An 18,773-nucleotide genomic window follows, 5' to 3' on the forward strand; every position below is an offset into this window, starting at 1 on the left:
ATGACCGACACGACCAACTCCCCGGCCACGGCCGGTCGCGGGCCCGTTCCGCTGCCGCTGTCCGTCGCCCGGCTGCTCATCGCCGTCGGTGCGGTGGGAACCGTCGCCAGCACCTTCATGAGCTGGACCTGGACGTCGGAGTTCCCCGGCGACCTGACGGTCTACGGCTACCCGGCCGGCCTGCAGATCCTGGCCCTCGTGGGCGGCGTCCTCACGCTGCTGTTCGGGCTCACCCTGTGGGACGTCAAGGGGCTGCGCTGGCTCAACCCGGCGGGGGCCACCTCCCCGGTCTTCCTGACGGCCCTGTCGGCGTTCGCCGTCTGCTGGTTCACCGGCATCGCCATCGCCGTCGACCTCAACGGCCTGGTCAACCTGGACCCCGGCGCGTACGTGGCGATGGCGGCCTCCGCGCTGCCCGTCGTCGGCGCCCTCGCGCTGCCCCACCCGGCCCCCGGCACCGGCTTCCGCGGCTACCTGACCAAGCCTCAGCTGCCGGCCCCCGGCAAGTCGTCGCCGCTCACCGAGCGCATCGTCATCACGGTCGGCGTCGCGCTCGCCCTGGTGGTGTTCACCTACGGCATCGGGATCGACAACGACGCGAGCGAGACCTTCATCGGCTACCTCCTGCTGCTCGTCTTCGCCGCCTGGGGCCTCATGCACACCGGCCTCGTCGACCGCTTCGCGACCACCGCGGCGCACCACAAGGGGTTCGCCTCGGCGCTCGCCTTCGTGGCGGCCGTGATCTTCCCCTTCACCCAGAGCGACGACCACAACGCCAACGTCGGCGTGAACATCCTGATCTTCGCCACCGTCGCCCTCGGCCTGAACATCGTCGTCGGCCTCACGGGTCTGCTCGACCTCGGGTACGTCGCGTTCCTCGGTGTCGGCGCCTACGCGGCCGCGCTGGTCTCGGGCTCGGAGTACTCCCGGTTCTCCGGGGTGCACTTCCCGTTCTGGGCCGCCGCCCTCACCGGCATGGCCGCCTCGCTGGTCTTCGGTGTGCTGATCGGCGCACCGACCCTGCGGCTGCGCGGCGACTACCTGGCCATCGTGACGCTCGGCTTCGGTGAGATCTTCCGCATCACCGTCAACAACCTGGACGGCGACTCCGGACCCAACATCACCCGCGGCCCGAACGGCATCACCCAGATCCCCGACCTGAACATCTTCGGGTTCAACCTGGGCGAGGCGCACGACATCGGCGGGTTCACCCTGGGCCGGTTCGCCAACTACCTGTTCCTGATGCTCATCGTCACCGCGATCGTCGTGCTCGTCTTCACCCGCGCCGCCGACTCCCGTATCGGCCGCTCCTGGATCGCCATCCGCGAGGACGAGACCGCCGCCACCGCCATGGGCATCAACGGCTTCCGCGTCAAGCTGATCGCCTTCGCCCTCGGCGCGTCCCTCGCGGGTCTCGCCGGCACCGTGATGGCGCACGTCAACTACAGCGTCAACCCGCAGCCGTACCAGTTCGCCGGCGCCGCCCCGCCCAACTCGGCCTTCCTGCTGGCCGCCGTCGTCCTCGGCGGCATGGGCACCGTCAGCGGTCCGCTGCTCGGCGCGAGCGTGCTCTACCTGGTCCCGGAGAAGCTCCAGTTCCTCCAGAACTACGAGCTGTTCGCCTTCGGCGTCGCGCTGATCCTGCTGATGCGGTTCCGGCCGGAGGGCATCATCGCCAACCGCCGCCGCCAGCTGGAGTTCCACGAGACCGGCCAGCTCGACGTACCGGCACAGGCGACGCTGAGCGACGATCCGGCCGTCACCAAGGCAGGGGCGTAAGCAACCATGACGACACCTGTACTCGAAGCCCGTGACGTCACGATGCGCTTCGGTGGTCTGACCGCCGTCCGGTCCGTTGACTTCACGGTCAACAGCGGCGAGATCGTCGGTCTGATCGGCCCGAACGGCGCCGGCAAGACCACCTTCTTCAACTGCCTCACCGGCCTGTACGTGCCCACCGAGGGCACGGTCTCCTACCAGGGCAAGGTGCTGCCGCCCAAGCCGCACCTGGTGACGCAGGCCGGCATCGCCCGGACGTTCCAGAACATCCGGCTCTTCGCCAACATGACCGTCCTGGAGAACGTCCTCGTGGGCCGCCACACGCGGACCAAGGAGGGCCTGTGGTCGGCGCTGCTGCGCGGCCCCGGCTTCCGCAAGGCCGAGAAGGAGTCCGAGGCGAGGGCCATGGAGCTCCTGGAGTTCATCGGCCTGGCCGCCAAGCGCGACCACCTGGCGCGCAACCTGCCCTACGGCGAGCAGCGCAAGCTGGAGATCGCGCGGGCGCTGGCCAGCGAGCCGGGCCTGCTGCTGCTGGACGAGCCGACGGCCGGCATGAACCCGCAGGAGACCCGGGCCACCGAGGAACTGGTCTTCGCCATCCGGGACAAGGGCATCGCCGTCCTCGTCATCGAGCACGACATGCGCTTCATCTTCAACCTGTGCGACCGGGTCGCCGTCCTCGTGCAGGGCGAGAAGCTCGTCGAGGGCACCTCCGAAGTCGTCCAGGCGGACGACCGGGTCATCGCCGCCTATCTGGGCGAGCCCTTCGAGGGCGACCCCGGGACGGCGGAGGCGGCCGAGGTCGAGGCCGCGGAGGCCGCCGTCGAGGACCGGACCGCCGACGCGACCGCGACCGCCGACGCGACCGCAGAGGCAGAGTCGGAGTCGGACGCGACCGCAGACTCGGACGCCGCCGAGGCGGACAGCACGGATGCGGAGAGCACCGAGGCGGACAGCACCACCAAGGGAGAGGCCCAGTGACCGCACTGCTGGAGGTCGAGGACCTCAGGGTCGCCTACGGCAAGATCGAGGCCGTCAAGGGCATCTCGTTCAGCGTCGAGGCCGGTCAGGTCGTGACCCTCATCGGCACCAACGGCGCCGGCAAGACGACCACCCTGCGCACCCTGTCAGGGCTGCTCAAGCCCGCCTCGGGGCGGGTCGTCTTCGACGGCAAGCCGCTCGGCGGGGTCCCGGCGCACAAGATCGTCGCGCTCGGGCTCGCCCACTCCCCCGAGGGCCGGCACATCTTCCCCCGCCTGACCATCGCGGAGAACCTGCAGCTCGGCGCGTTCCTCCGGAAGGACAAGGCGGGCATCGAGAAGGACATCCAGCGCGCCTACGACCTCTTCCCGATCCTGGGCGAGCGGCGCAAGCAGGCCGCGGGCACCCTCTCGGGCGGTGAGCAGCAGATGCTGGCGATGGGGCGCGCGCTGATGTCCCAGCCGAAGCTGCTGATGCTGGACGAGCCGTCGATGGGTCTTTCGCCGATCATGATGCAGAAGATCATGGCGACGATCCTGGAGCTGAAGTCGCAGGGGACGACGATTCTGCTGGTCGAGCAGAACGCGCAGGCGGCGCTGTCGCTGGCCGACCAGGGGCATGTGATGGAGGTCGGGAACATCGTGCTGTCGGGCAGCGGGCAGGACCTGCTCCACGACGAGTCCGTCAGGAAGGCCTACCTGGGCGAGGACTAGCAGTCGGCCGGCTGCCGGGGTGGGGGCTGGTCACGCAGTTCCCCGCGTCCCTGACGGGGCGCCTCCCCTGCCGCCGTCGCAAAAGGCCCGTGCTCCCTTCTCCGGAGCACGGGCCTCGGCGTTCGTACGCGTGCGGGTCAGCCCTTGCTGGACTTCTTCTCCTCGCTGTCGGCGATGACCGCCTCCGCGACCTGCTGCATCGACATGCGGCGGTCCATCGAGGTCTTCTGGATCCAGCGGAACGCGGCCGGCTCGGACAGGCCGTACTCGGTCTGGAGGACCGACTTCGCGCGGTCGACGAGCTTGCGGGTCTCCAGGCGCTGGGTGAGGTCGGCGACCTCCTGCTCCAGCTGGCGCAGTTCGTTGAAGCGGGAGACGGCCATCTCGATCGCCGGGACGACGTCGCTCTTGCTGAACGGCTTGACCAGGTACGCCATCGCGCCGGCGTCGCGGGCGCGCTCGACGAGGTCGCGCTGCGAGAATGCGGTGAGCATCAGGACCGGGGCGATGGACTCCTCGGCGATCTTCTCGGCCGCCGAGATGCCGTCCAGCTTGGGCATCTTGACGTCGAGGATGACGAGGTCGGGGCGGTGCTCGCGGGCCAGCTCGACGGCCTGTTCGCCGTCACCGGCCTCGCCGACGACCGTGTACCCCTCCTCCTCCAGCATCTCTTTCAGGTCGAGCCGGATCAGGGCCTCGTCCTCGGCGATGACGACACGGGTCGTCAGCGGAGGCACGTGCGACTTGTCGTCGGGTGCGTCGACTGGCTGGGGCGACTCGGCGGCGGTCACGGGGGCTCCTCGTTCAGGGCAGGGTTACTGCTGACAAGAGCCTACCTAGCTACGGTATGGTGGACGCGCGGAGGGTCGGGGTTCACCTTTGATTCTTCGAGCCCCGGTAGCCCAATTGGCAGCAGGCAACGGATTCAAAACCCGTACAGTGTCGGTTCGAGTCCGACCCGGGGCACTTTTACTTGGATTCCAAGGTCGCGTTATGACGTTGCCGAAGGGCCCCTCCGGTCGGCCGGAGGGGCCCTTCGCACGTCACTTGGGGCTGTCGTCCTCGCCGATGTGGTGCACCCGGACCATGTTCGTGGAGCCGGAGACCCCGGGCGGCGAGCCCGCCGTGATGACCACGACGTCCCCCTTCTGGCAGCGCCCGTACTTCAGCAGCAGTTCGTCGACCTGGTCGACCATCTTGTCCGTCGAGTCGACGTGCGGGCCGAGGAAGGTCTCGACGCCCCAGGTGAGGTTGAGCTGGGAGCGGGTGGCCGGTTCCGGGGTGAAGGCGAGCAGCGGGATCGGCGAGCGGTAGCGCGAGAGCCGGCGGACGGTGTCTCCCGACTGGGTGAACGCGACCAGGAACCTCGCGCCCAGGAAGTCGCCCATCTCGGCGGCAGCCCGGGCGACCGCGCCGCCCTGGGTGCGGGGCTTGTTGGTCTCGGTCAGCGGCGGCAGGCCCTTGGCGAGGATGTCCTCCTCGGCCGCCTCGACGATCTTCGCCATGGTACGGACGGTCTCGATCGGGTACTTGCCGACGCTGGTCTCGCCGGAGAGCATCACCGCGTCGGTACCGTCGATGACCGCGTTGGCGACGTCGGAGGCCTCGGCGCGGGTCGGGCGCGAGTTCTCGATCATCGAGTCGAGCATCTGGGTGGCGACGATGACCGGCTTGGCGTTGCGCTTGGCCAGCTTGACGGCGCGCTTCTGGACGATCGGCACCTGCTCCAGCGGCATCTCCACGCCCAGGTCGCCGCGGGCGACCATGATGCCGTCGAAGGCGGCCACGATGGAGTCGATGTTCTCGACGGCCTGCGGCTTCTCGACCTTGGCGATCACGGGAAGGCGGCGGCCCTCCTCGTCCATGATGCGGTGGACGTCCTCGATGTCCCGGCCGCTGCGGACGAAGGACAGGGCGATCACGTCGAAGCCGGTGCGCAGCGCCCACCGCAGGTCGGCCTCGTCCTTGTCGGACAGCGCGGGGACGGAGACGGCGACGCCGGGGAGGTTGAGGCCCTTGTGGTCGGAGACCATGCCGCCCTCGATCACCGTGGTGTGCACCCGGGGGCCGTCGACGCGGGTGACCTCCAGGCAGACCTTGCCGTCGTCGACGAGGACGCGCTCGCCGGGGGTGACGTCACCGGCGAGACCCGTGTACGTCGTCCCGCACTGGTGCCGGTCGCCCTCGGCGCCCTCCTCCACCGTGATGACGAAGGTGTCACCGCGTTCGAGAAGTACCGGGCCTTCGGTGAAGCGGCCGAGCCTGATCTTCGGGCCTTGAAGGTCGGCGAGCATCCCGACGCTGCGACCGGTCTCGTCGGAGGCCTTGCGGACACGCTGGTAGCGCTCCTCGTGCTCGGCGTAGCTGCCGTGGCTGAGGTTGAATCGGGCGACGTCCATGCCGGCCTCGACCAGGGCCTTGATCTGGTCGTACGAGTCGGTGGCGGGCCCCAGAGTACAAACGATCTTTGCTCGGCGCATGTTTCGAGCCTAGGCCTTACCGGCGGGTAGAGAATTGGCCGTACATGACGACCCAACAACCTTTGCGTGAAGGCCTATTGACAAGTGTTGAATGTGCGGCGCCGCGCTCCTATGAGCATCTCGCACTTGTTGAACACGGCGCATTCAGGTCACCTGATCGAAACCTCCCGGGCCTGTTGCCGACGGTCATGCGCAGGACAGAATCTACGCGCGTCGTTGACCGAACCACGAGGAGATCAAAAGATGCCCTTGAACCGTCGGAAGTTCCTGGAGAAGTCCGCCGCGACCGGAGCGGGCGCGGCGATCGCCGGCGCGGCGGCGGCCCCGGCACAGGCGTCGGCACGGCCGGTCCCGCGCCCCAGGCGGTACTCGCTCACCGTCATGGGCACCACCGACCTGCACGGGCACGTCTTCAACTGGGACTACTTCAAGGACGCGCAGTACTCCGACACGGCCGGCAACGCGATGGGCCTGGCACGCATCTCGACCCTGGTCGAGCAGGTGCGCAAGGCGAAGGGCCGCCGCAACACCCTGCTCCTGGACGCCGGTGACACCATCCAGGGCACCCCGCTGACGTACTACTACGCCAAGGTCGAACCGATCACCGCCAAGGGCGGCCCGGTGCACCCGATGGCGCAGGCCATGAACGCCATCGGGTACGACGCGGCCGCCCTCGGCAACCACGAGTTCAACTACGGCATCGAGACGCTCCGCAGGTTCGAGGACCAGCTGGACTTCCCGCTGCTCGGCGCCAACGCGGTCGACGCGAAGACCCTGAGGCCCGCCTTCCCGCCGTACCTCGTCAAGGAGTTCCACGTCCCCGGCGCCCCGCCGGTCAAGGTCGCCGTCCTCGGCCTGACCAACCCGGGCATCGCCATCTGGGACAAGGCCTACGTCCAGGGCAGGCTCGCCTTCCCCGGTCTGGAGGAGCAGGCCGCGAAGTGGGTGCCGAAGCTGAAGGCGATGGGCGCGGACGTGGTCGTGGTCTCGGCCCACTCCGGCTCCTCGGGCACCTCCTCCTACGGCGACCAGGTCCCGTACGTGGAGAACGCGGCGGCGAACGTGGCCAGGCAGGTGCCGGGCATCGACGCGATCCTGGTCGGCCACGCGCACGTGGAGATCCCGGAGCTGAAGGTCGTCAACGAGGCCACCGGCAGGACCGTCGTCCTCTCCGAGCCGCTGTGCTACGCCGAGCGCCTCTCCCTCTTCGACATCGAGCTGGTGTTCACCAAGGGCGGATGGGAGGTGGAGTCGGTCGCGGCCTCGCTGCTGAACTCCAACACGGTCGCCGACGACCCGAGGATCACCCGGCTCCTGAAGGACGAGCACGCCAAGGTCGTGGCGTACGTCAACCAGGTCGTCGGCACCGCGACGGAGACCCTCACCACGGTCGACGCCCGGTACCGGGACGCCCCGATCATCGACCTGATCACCAAGGTCCAGGAGGACGTGGTCAAGGCGGCCCTGGCGGGCACCGGGTACGCCTCGCTGCCGGTGCTCGCGCAGGCCTCGCCGTTCTCGCGGACCTCCGAGATCCCGGCCGGTGACGTGACCGTCCGGGACCTGTCGAGCCTCTACGTCTACGACAACACCCTGGTCGCCAAGCTGATGACGGGCGCGCAGATCCGCGCGTACCTGGAGTACTCGGCGGAGTACTTCGTGCGGACGGCGGCCGACGCCACCGTCGACACGGACAGGCTGACGAACGCGAACGGCCGCCCGGACTACAACTACGACTACGTCTCGGGGCTGCGGTACGAGATCGACATCGCGCAGCCGGCCGGGTCCCGGATCAGGAACCTGACCTACGAGGGCGCCGCCCTCGACGACGCCCGGCAGTTCGTGCTCGCGGTGAACAACTACCGCGCCAACGGCGGCGGCGCGTTCCCGTACGTCGCCTCGGCCAAGGAGCTGTGGTCGGAGTCGACGGAGATCCGCACCCGGATCGCGGAGTGGGTGACCGCCAAGGGCGTCCTGGACCCGAAGGACTTCGCGGCGGTGGACTGGCGGCTGACCCGCGACGGCGTGCCGGTGTTCTGACGGAACCGGGAGGGCGCCGGTCCGGGACCGGCGCCCCGCGCTCAGTCGACCAGCGGGGTGAGCTGCCTCGGCTGCTGCTGCGCCGGGACCCGCTCCTCCGGCCGCTCCAGGCCGAAGCTGGTGAAGGCGGTGCGCGCGGGGAGCGCGTAGGGGTCCTTGCCGGTCAGGGTGTTGAGGATGGTGGCGCTGCGCCAGGCGGCCAGCCCCAGGTCCGGGGCGCCGACGCCGTGGGTGTGGAGTTCGGCGTTCTGGACGTACGCCGTGCCGGTCACCGACGGGTCGAGGACGAGCCGGAACCGCTCGTCCACGCGCGGGCGTTCGCTGTTGTCCCGGCGCAGGTAGGGGTCGAGTCCGGCGAGCAGGCGGCCGAGGGGGCGTTCGCGGTAGCCGGTGGCCAGCACGACGGCGTCGGTGGTGAGCCGGGAGCGGCTGCCCTGCTGGACGTGTTCGAGGTGGAGTTCGACCTTGGTGGTGGCGACGCGTCCGGCGGTGCGGACCTGGACACCCGGGGTCAGCACGGCCTCGGGCCAGCCGCCGTGCAGCGTACGGCGGTACAGCTCGTCGTGGATGGCGGCGATGGTGTCGGCGTCGATGCCCTTGTGCAGCTGCCACTGGGCGGAGGCGACCCGGTCCCGGACGGATTCCGTGAGGGCGTGGAAGTAGCGGGTGTAGTCCGGGGTGAAGTGCTCCAGGCCGAGCTTGGAGTACTCCATCGGCGCGAACGCCTCGCTGCGCCCGATCCACTGCAGCTTCTCGCGGCCCGCGGGGCGGTTGCGCAACAGGTCGAGGAAGACCTCGGCGCCGGACTGCCCGGAGCCCACGACGGTGACGTGCTCGGCGGCGAGGAACGCCTCGCGGTGGTCGAGGTAGTCGGCCGCGTGGATGACCGGTACCCCCGGGGACTCCACGAGGGGCCTGAGCGGATCGGGCACGTACGGGACGGTCCCGACCCCGAGCACCACGTTCCTCGTGTACGTGCGGCCGAGGGACTCGGCCTCGCCCTCGGCGTCCAGCCGGGTGAAGTCGACCTCGAACAGGTCGCGTTCGGAGTTCCAGCGGACGGAGTCGACCTGGTGGGAGAAGCAGAGTCCGGGCAGGCTCTCGGCGACCCAGCGGCAGTAGGCGTCGTACTCGGCGCGCCGGATGTGGAAGCGCTCGGCGAAGTAGAAGGGGAAGAGCCGGTCGCGGGCCTTGAGGTAGTTGAGGAACGACCAGGGGTTCGCGGGGTCGGCGAGGGTCACCAGGTCGGCGAGGAAGGGGACCTGGATGGTGGCGCCGTCGATCAGCAGCCCGGCGTGCCAGTCGAAGCCCGGACGCTGCTCGTAGAAGACGGCGTCGAGTTCGGCGAGCGGCTGGGCGAGCGCGGCGAGGGAGAGGTTGAACGGCCCGATGCCGACGCCGACCAGGTCGCGGGGTGCTTCGGGCTCGTGGCGTGGGGGGTTGGGCGTCGAGCTCATTGGGGCGTGCTTCCTTCCACGAGTTTCAGGAGGAGGGCCAGTTCGTCCGGCCGGGTGTGGGGGTTGAGGAGGGTGGCCTTGAGCCAGAGCCGGCCGTCGAACCGGGCCCGGCCGAGGACCGCACGGCCGTCGTGCAGCAGCCTGCGCCGTACGTCGGCGACGTCGTCGTCGGTGGCTCCGGTGGGGCGGAACAGCACCGTGCTGATGTTCGGCCGGTCGTACAGTTCGAAGCCGGGGTGCTCGCGGACCAGGGCGGCGAGGTCCCGCGCGCGGGCGCACACCTGGTCGACCAGGGCGCCGAGTCCGGTGCGGCCCAGGGTCTTGAGGGTGACCGCGATCTTGAGGACGTCGGGGCGCCGGGTGGTGCGCAGCGAGCGGCCGAGCAGGTCGGGGTAGCCGGCCTCGGTGTCGTCGTCGGCGTTGAGGTAGTCGGCGTGGTGGTGGAGGACGCCGAGCTCGCCCGGCCGGGCGACGGCGAGCAGGCCGGCGGCGACCGGCTGCCAGCCGAGTTTGTGCAGGTCGAGGGTGACCGTGTGGGCGCGCTCCAGGCCGGCGAGCTTGTCGCGGTGCCGGTCGCTGAAGGCGAGGCCGCCCCCGTAGGCGGCGTCGACGTGCAGCCGGGCGCCGTGGGCGGCGCAGAGCCCGGCGATCTCGGGGAGCGGGTCGATGAGCCCGGCGTCGGTGGTGCCCGCGGTGGCGGCGACCAGCAGCGGCCGGGGCAGGTGGGTGAGGGCGGCGTGCAGGGCGGCCGGGTCGAGGGTGCCGTTCGGGGCGGGGACCACGACGGGTTCGGCCAGGCCGAGCAGCCAGGCGGCGCGGGGCAGCGAGTGGTGGGCGTTGGCGCCGTGGACCAGCCGCAGGCCGCTCCCGAGGGCTTCGCGGGCCAGCAGCAGCGCGAGCTGGTTGGACTCGGTGCCGCCGGTGGTGACCACCGCGTCGGAGAGACCGATGGTGTGCGCCAGGGTGCGGGTGACGAGGGCTTCCAGGGCGGCGGCGGCCGGGGCCTGGTCCCAGGAGTCCAGGGACGGGTTGAGCGCGCTCGCGGCGAGGTCGGCGGCGGTGGCGACGGCCAGCGGCGGGCAGTGCAGATGCGCCGCGCACAGCGGGTCGGCGGGGTCGGCGGCGCCCTCGGCGAGGGCGGTCACCAGGGCGCGCAGGGCGTCGGGGTCGCCGTCGTCGGGGAGGACGTCCCCGACGGCGTCCGCGACCCGCTCGGCCACCGCCTCGGGTCCGCCCGCGGGCAGCGGCCCGCCGCGCGCCCGGCCGCCCGCGCGCAGCGCGTCGAGCACGGTGTCCAGCAGAGGCCGCAGGGCGTCGGGGCCCTGGGGTCCGGATGCGAGGGGCGGCGTGCTCATGGGATCTCCTCGGGGCGCGGCCGGAAGGGGGTGTCCAAAGGGGGTGTCCGCGGGGGGAGTTCCAGCTTGTACGGGATTGGGTCTGCGCGCCCCCAAAGCTCAACGATCGAAACCCGAAAGTGGGTACTGCCGTGCGGGGAAAACCTGTCGGGACGGTGCGCCCCGGGCGCGTCGGAGCAAGCGGTGAAAGGGCGTTGAGACCGGGGCTGACCGGGGTTAACGTCGGTCGCGTGGTTGACGCGTGGATGATCGACGTGCCCGGTGAGCGGGTGTTGGTGCGGGAACCGCGGCCCGCGGACGAGGCACCGCTGCTGGACCTCTTCGAGGCCTGCGAGGACTGGTTCGTGGCGGCCACCGGGCTGCCGTCGGGGCCGGGCGACGTGCAGAGCCTGTTCTACGGGCTGCCCGAGGGAGCCGACCCCGCCGACAAGGTGCTGCTGGTGCTGGAGCGGGACGGGGTCGTCTCGGGCCTGGTGGACGCGGTGCGGAACCATCCGGCGCCCGGTGCGGTGGCGGTGGGGCTGTTCCTGCTGGCGCCCTGGGCGCGGGGCCGGGGGCTGGGGCGGGCGCTGGCCGAGTCGCTGCTCGCGCACGCCGAGGAGGTGTCCGTGGTGACGGCGTCGGTGCCGCCGGGCTGGCGCTCCGGTGAGTGCTTCCTGGAGCGCCTGGGCTTCACGCTGGGCGCGCAGACGTCCAGGGCGGCCGAGGTGGGGAACCGGCGGGCGGGGCCGCGGGAGCGCGCGGTGCGCCGGGCGGAGCTGCGACTGTCCGCGGACTGACGCGCCGGTCGGGGACAGGCTGCCGGCCGGCGACGAGACGTGCGACGCGGGCGCGGCCGACGTTGCCGGTGGCACCGGTGACTACGGTCCCGGGTCTCTCCTGGGCTCTGTGGTGCTGCTCCGGCACCGAGCCCAGGAGCGGCGGCCGGTCCCCGCTCCGTGATCGGGGACCGGCCGCGCCCGTGTCGTCGCGGGGTCCCCGGCCTACGCCTCGCGGACCCGCAACGCCCTTTCCAGGTCGTCCAGTTCGTCGACCAGGCGGCGGCGCAGGGCCGTCACCGGCTCGCCGTCGGCCAGGCAGGCCCGGCCGAGGGCGAGGTTCTCGGCGTCGACGGCGTGCGCGGGGAAGGCCTGCCGGCCGGTGACCGTGGCGATGCGGGGGCCGCGCCGGGCGGCGACGGCGACCGCGTCCCGGTAGTAGCGCGGCACGTACTCGCGGACCAGGTCGGCCTGCTCGGGATGCCAGAAGCCCTCGGCGGTGGCCGTGAACAGGTAGTTGGACAGGTCGTCGCGGGTGAACATCGCCTCCCAGGCGGTGCGCTTGGCCTCGGGGTCGGGCAGCGCGGCCCGGCAGCGCGCGGCGCCCTCCTGGCCGCTGGCGCTGGGGTCGCGGGCCAGTTCGGCGGCGATCCGGGCCTCGTCGACGGCGCCGAGGACGGCGAGCCGGGTCAGGATGCGCCAGCGCAGCTCGGGGTCGAGTTCGGGCCCGCCGGGCACGGTGCCCTCGGCGAGCCAGGCGGCGATGGTGTCGGGGTGGGCGGCGGCCGCGATGAAGTGCCGTACGGCGATCAGGCGCAGCCCGGGGTTGTCGCCGTCCTCGGTGCGCCGGATGAAGTCGCGGCACAGGGCGGAGACGGTGGCGAGGGCGGCCGGGCGGTCCTCGGGCCTGAGGTACCGGTCGACGACGTGGACCGCGGTGAAGGCCAGCACGCCCTGGACGAGGGCGAGGTCGGTCTCGCGCGGGAGGTGGGCGCGGGCGGTCTCCAGGTAGGCGGCGGGCGGCAGCTCACCGTCGCGGACCGCGTCCCGCAGGGCGTTCCAGACCACCGCGCGGGTCAGCGGGTCGGGCAGGCCCGACAGGTGGGCGCGGACGGTGGCGGCGGACTCGGCGTCGAACCGGACCTTGGCGTAGGTGAGGTCGCCGTCGTTGAGCACGAGCAGGGCGGGACGTTTGCCGAGGACCTGGGGCGCGGCCTGCGGGACGTCGAGGTCGATGCGCTCGCGCAGGACGAGCCGGCCCTCGTCGGTGAGGTCCTGGTCGTAGACGCCGACGCAGATGCGGTGCGGGCGGCTGCCGGTGCGCTCGACGGTGAGGGTGTGGCTGCCGTCGGCCGCGGCGGCCAGGGCCGGGGTGAGGGTGTCGACGCCGGTGGTGCGCAGCCAGGTGTCGGCCCAGGCGTGCACGTCGCGTTCGGTGGCGGCGGCGAGGGAGTCGACGAAGTCGGCGAGGGTGGCGTTGCCGAACCGGTGCCGCTGGAAGTGGATGTTGATGCCGGCCAGGAAGTCCTTCTCGCCCATCCAGGCGACCAGCTGGCGCAGCGCGGAGGCGCCCTTGGCGTAGGAGATGCCGTCGAAGTTGAGCAGTGCGGCGGCGGTGTCGTCGACGGCCTCGGGGGCGACCGGGTGGGTGGAGGGGCGCTGGTCGGCGTCGTAGCCCCAGGCCTTGCGGGCCACGCCGAAGTCGACCCAGGTGTCGGTGTAGCGGGTGGCCTCGGTGAGGGTCTGGTAGCCCATGTACTCGGCGAAGGACTCGTTCAGCCAGATGTCGTCCCACCACCTGAGGGTGACGAGGTCGCCGAACCACATGTGGGCCATCTCGTGGGCGATGACCATCGCGCGGGTCTGCCGCTCGGTGTCGGTGACGGCGGAGCGGTAGACGAACTCGTCGCGGAAGGTGACCAGGCCGGGGTTCTCCATGGCACCGGCGTTGAACTCGGGGACGAACGCCTGGTCGTAGGAGTCGAAGGGGTAGGGCTCCTCGAACTTCTCGTGGTAGCGGTCGTAGCACGCGCGCGTGATGTCGAGGATCTCCTCGGCGTCGGCGTCCAGGTGCGGGGCCAGGGAGCGGCGGCAGTGGATGCCGAAGGGCAGTCCGCGGTGCTCGGTGCGCACGGAGTGCCAGGGGCCGGCGGCGACGGCGACCAGGTAGGTGGAGATCAGCGGGGTGGCGGCGGCTCGCCAGCGGCCCTCGCCGAGGTGCTCGGTGACGCCGTTGGCGAGCACCGTCCAGCCCTCGGGGGCGGTCACGGACAGCTCGAAGACGGCCTTCAGGTCGGGCTGGTCGAAGGCGGCGAAGACACGCTGCACATCCTCCATGAACAGCTGGGTGTAGACGTACGTCGCGTCGTCCGCGGGGTCCGTGAAGCGGTGCATGCCCTCGCCGGTGCGCGAGTAGCGCATGGTGGCTTCGACGTGCAGCTCGTGCTCGCCCGCGGTGAGGTCCTTCAGGGGCAGCCGGTTCTCGTCCAGCGTCCCGGGGTCGAGGGGCTGTCCGTCCAGGGTGACGGCGCGCAGTTCGACAGGCTTCATCTCGACGAACGTGTCGCCGTCGGACCGGGCCGTGAACCGGATCACGGTGCGGGAGTCGAAGGTCTCGTCCCCGGTGGTCAGGTCGAGGTCGATCGTGTAGCGGTGGACGTCGAGGAGCTCGGCGCGGCTCTGCGCTTCGTCGCGAGTCAGTACGGACATGCGGGCCATGCTGCCCGATGACACCGACAACGCACAGGGGCGGGGGCGGTACGCGGCATATGTCCGGTCGGGGGCGCGCAGTGGTACGCGACGGCGCTGATGGGAGCGCCCCCGCGCCTGGAACACCTGTGCGAGCGTCGTCACCGCACGGGGGTCGCCCTGCGGTGCTCGTCACCGCACGGGGGTCGCCCTGCGGTGCTCGTCACCGCACGGGGGTCGCCCTGCGGTGCCGGACGCTCGTCGAGGCGTGCGCCGGGTTTCTCCGGATCAGTGCCGGTCGGTCTCCCGGCCGTTCACGGTGTCCTCGGCGATGGACTCGTGGTGCCTGATCACCTCGGCGATGATGAAGTTCAGGAACTTCTCGGCGAAGGCGGGGTCGAGCTTGGCGTTCTCGGCGAGCGCGCGCAGCCGGGCGATCTGCCGGGCCTCGCGGGCCGGGTCGGCCGGGGGCAGCCGGTGGACCGCCTTGAGGTGGCCGACCTGCTGGGTGGCCTTGAAGCGCTCGGCGAGCATGTGGACGACGGCCGCGTCGATGTTGTCGATGCTGTCGCGCAGCCGGCCGAGTTCCTCGCGGACGGCGGGGTCGGCGTCACCGGTACCGGTGTTGCTGGTGGTCATGGGCGTCCACCCTAAAGGGGGCGGCGGGGTGATCCCTAAGGGCCGTCGGCGGGTTCGGCCACCGGCGGACCCGGTTCGCCGTCCTCCTGCAGGCCCTCGTTCCAGTCGTCGGGGACGGCCCGGCTCTGCTGGGTGCGGAAGCGCACCGGGGCGGTGCCGACCCGGCGGGTGAACAGGCGGGAGAAGTAGGCCGGGTCGTCGTAGCCGACGCGGCGGGCGACGGCCGCGACGGAGAGCCCGGTGGTGGCGAGGAGCTCCTGGGCGCGGCCGAGGCGGATGCCGATCAGGTAGTCCTTGGGGCTGCACCCGGCGACCCGGCGGACGGCGGTGCGCAGCTCGGCCGGGGTCATGCCGTGCCGGGCCGCGTGGTCGGCGACGGTCATGCCGGTGCAGGCGTCCCGGGCGAGCGCGTGCAGCATCGGGTCACCGTCCGGGGCGAGGTCGGCACGCGCGCGGCGCAGGGCGACCAGCAGCTCGTGCACGGCGGCGCCGGTCTCGACCTCCAGGAGGGGGTTGCCGCGGCGGGCGGCACGGGCGATACGGGCGATGACGTCCCGGGGTCCGGTGGCGTCCGCGAGCGGGACCACGGGCCGCTCGGGCTCGATGTAGCCGAGTTCCGTGTAGGTCGCGGTGTCGGGTCCGGCGAAGGACACGAACGCCTCGTCCCAGCCGCTGTCCGGGTCGGGGCCGTAGTGGTGCGGGACGCCGGGCGTGAGCCACACCAGCGCGGGCGCCGTGACGGCGGTGCGGCGCCCGTCGGGCATTCGGTACCAGCCCCGGCCCGAGCTGATCACCACGGCGACGTGCCCGTCCAGCACGCGCGGGCCGACGGCGGGCACGGCGCCGTACTGGAGGCCGACGCCGAGGCACACCAGGCCGAGCCGGTGGTGGACGGCGCCGGGCGTGAAGAACCGCATCCAGGTGCGGAAGACCGGGGCTCCCTGCGGCACTGCGCGCCCCTTCCGTGCGTGTCTTCCGTGCGTCTCTCCGTGCGCTTGTTCCGCGCGTTCCTTCCGTCCAAGTGCTGCTGATCTTTGTCCATGGTCTCGGCGCGCGCCAGCAGGCCAAGGTGAGCGTATGAGCGACTTCACGGTGGGCGAAACGGATTTCCTGCTCGACGGCCGGCCGGTGCGGCTGCTGTCCGGCGCGCTGCACTACTTCCGGGTGCACGAGGACCAGTGGGGCCACCGGCTGGCGCTGCTGCGCGCCATGGGGCTGAACTGCGTGGAGACGTACGTCCCCTGGAACCTGCACGAGCCGCACGCCGGCGGCTTCCGCGACGTCGAGGCCCTCGGCCGCTTCCTGGACGCGGCGCGGGTGGCGGGCCTGTGGGCGATCGTGCGGCCGGGTCCCTACATCTGCGCGGAGTGGGAGAACGGCGGGCTGCCGCACTGGGTGACGGGCGAGCTGGGCGCGTCGGCACGCACGCGTGACGAGCGGTTCCTCCGGTACACGGACCGCTGGTTCCGCCGCCTGCTGCCCGAGGTCGTCTCCCGGCAGCTGGACCGGGGCGGCCCGGTGATCATGGTGCAGGTCGAGAACGAGTACGGCAGCTACGGCTCCGACACCGCCTACCTGGCCCACCTCACCGACCTGCTGCGCGCCGAGGGCGTCACGGTGCCGCTGGTCACCTCGGACGGCCCCGAGGACCACATGCTCACCGGCGGCTCGGTCCCCGGGCTGCTCGCGACGGTGAACTTCGGCTCGCACGCGCGCGAGGCCTTCGAGACCCTGCGCCGCCACCAGCCGCACGGCCCGCTGATGTGCATGGAGTTCTGGTGCGGCTGGTTCGACCACTGGGGCGGCGAGCACGTCGTCCGGGACGCCGAGGACGCGGCGGCGGCGCTGCGGGAGATCCTGGAGTGCGGGGCGTCGGTCAACGTCTACATGGCGCACGGCGGCACCAACTTCGGCGGCTGGGCGGGCGCCAACCGGCCCGGCGGCGAGCTGCACGAGGGCCCGCTGGAGGCGGACGTGACGTCGTACGACTACGACGCCCCGATCGACGAGTACGGCCGCCCCACGGAGAAGTTCTGGCGTTTCCGCGAGGTCCTCGCCGCTTACCACGACGGCCCGCTGCCCGAACCACCCCCGGCTCCGGGCACGCCGGCCTCCCCGGTGGACGCGGAGGTGACCGGCTGGGCCCCCCTCAGCGCCGTCCTGGAGACCCTCGGCACCCCCGAACGCGTCCACCCGGTCCCGCCCACCTTCGAGGAGCTGGACATCGCCCGCGGGCTGGTCCGCTACGAGGTGGACGTGCCGGGCCCGCGGCAGCCGTACCCGCTCACCGCGCGGGGCCTGCGCGACCTCGCGGTCGTCTACGTCGACGGCGAACGGGCCGGGGTCCTGACCGAGGAGGAACCCCAGCTCAAGAAGCCGGTCGCCGGCCCCGCGCGCGTGGAGCTCTGGGTGGAGTCCCTGGGCCGCGTCAACTACGGCCCGCGTTCGGGCGAGCCGAAGGGCATCACCGGGGGCCTCCTGCACGAGCGCCAGTTCCTGCACGGGGTACGCGCGCGTGGCCTCGACCTGGACGCGTTCGAGGCGGGCGTGGACGAGGTGCCTTTCGGCCCGCTCCCGGCGGAGGGCGCGCCGGGTCTGTACCGGGGCACGGTGACGGTGCACGGGGCTGGTGACGCCCGTCTGGAACTGCCCGGCTGGACCCGCGGCTTCGTCTGGATCAACGGCTTCAACCTCGGCCGGTACTGGTCGACGGGCCCACAGGAGTCGCTGTACGTCCCCGGGCCGGTCGTGAAGGAGGGCGAGAACGAGGTCTGGATCCTGGAACTCCAGGAATCGCACCAGGCGACGGTACGGCTGGCGCCCCTTTAGGGGCGCTGGGGGTGCCCCCGGCCGAAGGCCGGGGGCAGGAACCGCGCGATCGGCCCCCACCGAACCGCAGACGTCGAACAACCCTCCGCCCCCCGATTCCCCCCGTCCCCCGCATACTGGGAAGGAAGCTCCGGCGGCGTCCATGGGGGTAGCAGACGTGGCGAACGGCGGCCCGGTAGAGCACGGCTACCCGCACCTGGACACCGTGCGGGCCGCCATCACGGCGTTGTACCGACGGCTGTCGTACGACACCGTCCAGACCTTCGCCACCAGCGTCCTCCCCGCCGACGTCGCGTTCTGCGACACCGACGACCTCCACCTCGGCTCGCAGCGCGTCGCCCGCGAGATCGTCCGGCACTTCCGCCTGCCCGACGCCCGCATGATCGTCGGCTTCAAGGACATGACCCACGCGGCCAATGTCGAACTCACCGCGGGCCCCGAGTACTTCGTCGAGCTGAACGACCGTTTCCGCACCCACCGCGAGGACATCGGCGCGGCCCTCGCCCACGAGGTGATGCACATCTACCTGCACCGCCTGGACCTGTCCTTCCCGAGCGTCCGGGACAACGAGATCCTCACCGACACGGCGACCACCTACCTGGGGGCCGGCTGGCTGCTCCTGGACGCCTACCGGGAGCACGGCGAGGCGTCCCAGAAGCTGGGCTACCTCACCCCGGAGGAGTTCGGCTACGTGCTGGCCAAGCGCGCCCTCGTCTTCCACGAGGACCCGTCGGTGTGGTTCACCAGCCCGCAGGCTTACACGGCGTACCAGAAGGGCATGGCCAGGGCCCGCCAGGACGGGGAGCAGCCGCCGCTCAGCGCGGCCGGGTGGGCGGGCCGCCGCCGCTACGCCCGGGACCGCCGCCACGCCCCCGCGGCGCCGCCCCCGCAGCCCGGCGCCGCCTACGCCTTCACCCCCGACAGCGGCGGCCGGCTGCGGGTCTCGTTCCCGTGCCCGACCTGCCACCAGCGGATCCGGGTGCCGGTCCGGGGCCGGGTCCGGGCCCGGTGCTCGCTGTGCCGGACGGTGCTGGAGTGCGACACCTAGCCCCCG

At 71.7% G+C, this 18,773-nt stretch carries 14 protein-coding genes and 1 tRNA gene; 8 read left to right on the forward strand and 7 right to left on the reverse strand.

Translation table 11 applies throughout. The features are described from left to right. The 3 genes from AB0472_RS21125 to AB0472_RS21135 are packed head-to-tail and all read left to right on the forward strand — an operon-like array spanning window position 1 to window position 3,473. Window positions 1–1,779, forward strand: coding sequence for a branched-chain amino acid ABC transporter permease (locus AB0472_RS21125; RefSeq protein WP_366357999.1), 1,779 nt, complete (start codon window positions 1–3; stop codon window positions 1,777–1,779). 6 nt (window positions 1,780–1,785) lie between these two features. After that, window positions 1,786–2,760: an ABC transporter ATP-binding protein gene (locus tag AB0472_RS21130; protein ID WP_366358000.1), complete on the forward strand. Its 975-nt coding sequence runs from the start codon at window positions 1,786–1,788 to the stop codon at window positions 2,758–2,760. Then, a complete protein-coding gene (locus AB0472_RS21135; protein ID WP_366358001.1) occupies window positions 2,757–3,473 on the forward strand; it encodes an ABC transporter ATP-binding protein in 717 nt (238 codons plus the stop codon). Before AB0472_RS21130 ends, AB0472_RS21135 begins: the two co-directional genes overlap by 4 nt. A gap of 137 nt (window positions 3,474–3,610) precedes the next feature. Here the strand turns inward: AB0472_RS21135 and AB0472_RS21140 are convergent, their stop codons facing one another. Beyond that, window positions 3,611–4,264, reverse strand: a complete 654-nt coding sequence (locus tag AB0472_RS21140) for a response regulator (RefSeq protein ID WP_366358002.1) — start codon at window positions 4,262–4,264, stop codon at window positions 3,611–3,613. 100 nt (window positions 4,265–4,364) lie between these two features. Here AB0472_RS21140 and AB0472_RS21145 point away from each other — a divergent pair. Further along, window positions 4,365–4,439 (forward strand) — tRNA-Leu (locus tag AB0472_RS21145). A gap of 77 nt (window positions 4,440–4,516) precedes the next feature. Here AB0472_RS21145 and pyk read toward each other — a convergent pair. Then, window positions 4,517–5,953 (reverse strand): pyruvate kinase, encoded by a 1,437-nt coding sequence (gene pyk / locus AB0472_RS21150; RefSeq protein WP_366358003.1) that lies wholly within the window; start codon window positions 5,951–5,953, stop codon window positions 4,517–4,519. Between the two features lie 243 nt (window positions 5,954–6,196). On the opposite strand from pyk, the gene AB0472_RS21155 reads away from it, so the two are divergent. Further along, window positions 6,197–7,993: a 5'-nucleotidase C-terminal domain-containing protein gene (locus AB0472_RS21155; RefSeq protein ID WP_366358004.1), complete on the forward strand. Its 1,797-nt coding sequence runs from the start codon at window positions 6,197–6,199 to the stop codon at window positions 7,991–7,993. Window positions 7,994–8,034: 41 nt separating this feature from the next. Here AB0472_RS21155 and AB0472_RS21160 read toward each other — a convergent pair whose 3' ends face one another. Beyond that, window positions 8,035–9,450, reverse strand: coding sequence for a SidA/IucD/PvdA family monooxygenase (locus AB0472_RS21160; RefSeq protein WP_366358005.1), 1,416 nt, complete (start codon window positions 9,448–9,450; stop codon window positions 8,035–8,037). Beyond that, a complete protein-coding gene (locus tag AB0472_RS21165; RefSeq protein ID WP_366358006.1) occupies window positions 9,447–10,805 on the reverse strand; it encodes an aminotransferase class V-fold PLP-dependent enzyme in 1,359 nt (452 codons plus the stop codon). The genes AB0472_RS21160 and AB0472_RS21165 overlap by 4 nt, the downstream gene beginning before the upstream one ends. A 230-nt stretch (window positions 10,806–11,035) precedes the next feature. On the opposite strand from AB0472_RS21165, the gene AB0472_RS21170 reads away from it, so the two are divergent. Then, window positions 11,036–11,584 (forward strand): GNAT family N-acetyltransferase, encoded by a 549-nt coding sequence (locus tag AB0472_RS21170; RefSeq protein WP_366358007.1) that lies wholly within the window; start codon window positions 11,036–11,038, stop codon window positions 11,582–11,584. 204 nt (window positions 11,585–11,788) lie between these two features. Here the strand turns inward: AB0472_RS21170 and pepN are convergent, their stop codons facing one another. The 3 genes from pepN to AB0472_RS21185 all read right to left on the reverse strand — a co-directional run bounded on the left by pepN (window position 11,789) and on the right by AB0472_RS21185 (window position 15,807). Then, window positions 11,789–14,272: an aminopeptidase N gene (gene pepN, locus AB0472_RS21175; protein WP_366358008.1), complete on the reverse strand. Its 2,484-nt coding sequence runs from the start codon at window positions 14,270–14,272 to the stop codon at window positions 11,789–11,791. Window positions 14,273–14,539: 267 nt separating this feature from the next. Continuing rightward, entirely contained in the window at window positions 14,540–14,890 is a 351-nt protein-coding gene (locus AB0472_RS21180; protein ID WP_366358009.1) for a chorismate mutase, read from the reverse strand. A 35-nt stretch (window positions 14,891–14,925) separates the two neighbouring features. Continuing rightward, window positions 14,926–15,807 carry an AraC family transcriptional regulator gene (locus tag AB0472_RS21185; protein ID WP_366358095.1) on the reverse strand — a complete coding sequence of 294 codons (882 nt, stop codon included), beginning with the start codon at window positions 15,805–15,807 and terminating at the stop codon, window positions 14,926–14,928. A gap of 160 nt (window positions 15,808–15,967) precedes the next feature. Here AB0472_RS21185 and AB0472_RS21190 point away from each other — a divergent pair, with 160 nt between their 5' ends. Next, window positions 15,968–17,719 (forward strand): beta-galactosidase family protein, encoded by a 1,752-nt coding sequence (locus AB0472_RS21190; protein ID WP_366358010.1) that lies wholly within the window; start codon window positions 15,968–15,970, stop codon window positions 17,717–17,719. Window positions 17,720–17,876: 157 nt separating this feature from the next. Continuing rightward, a complete protein-coding gene (locus AB0472_RS21195; RefSeq protein ID WP_366358096.1) occupies window positions 17,877–18,767 on the forward strand; it encodes a hypothetical protein in 891 nt (296 codons plus the stop codon). The last annotated feature ends 6 nt before the right edge of the window (window positions 18,768–18,773 follow it).

Origin of the sequence: Streptomyces sp. NPDC086777, from assembly GCF_040702065.1 — a bacterium.
In the GTDB taxonomy this organism is placed as follows: domain Bacteria; phylum Actinomycetota; class Actinomycetes; order Streptomycetales; family Streptomycetaceae; genus Streptomyces.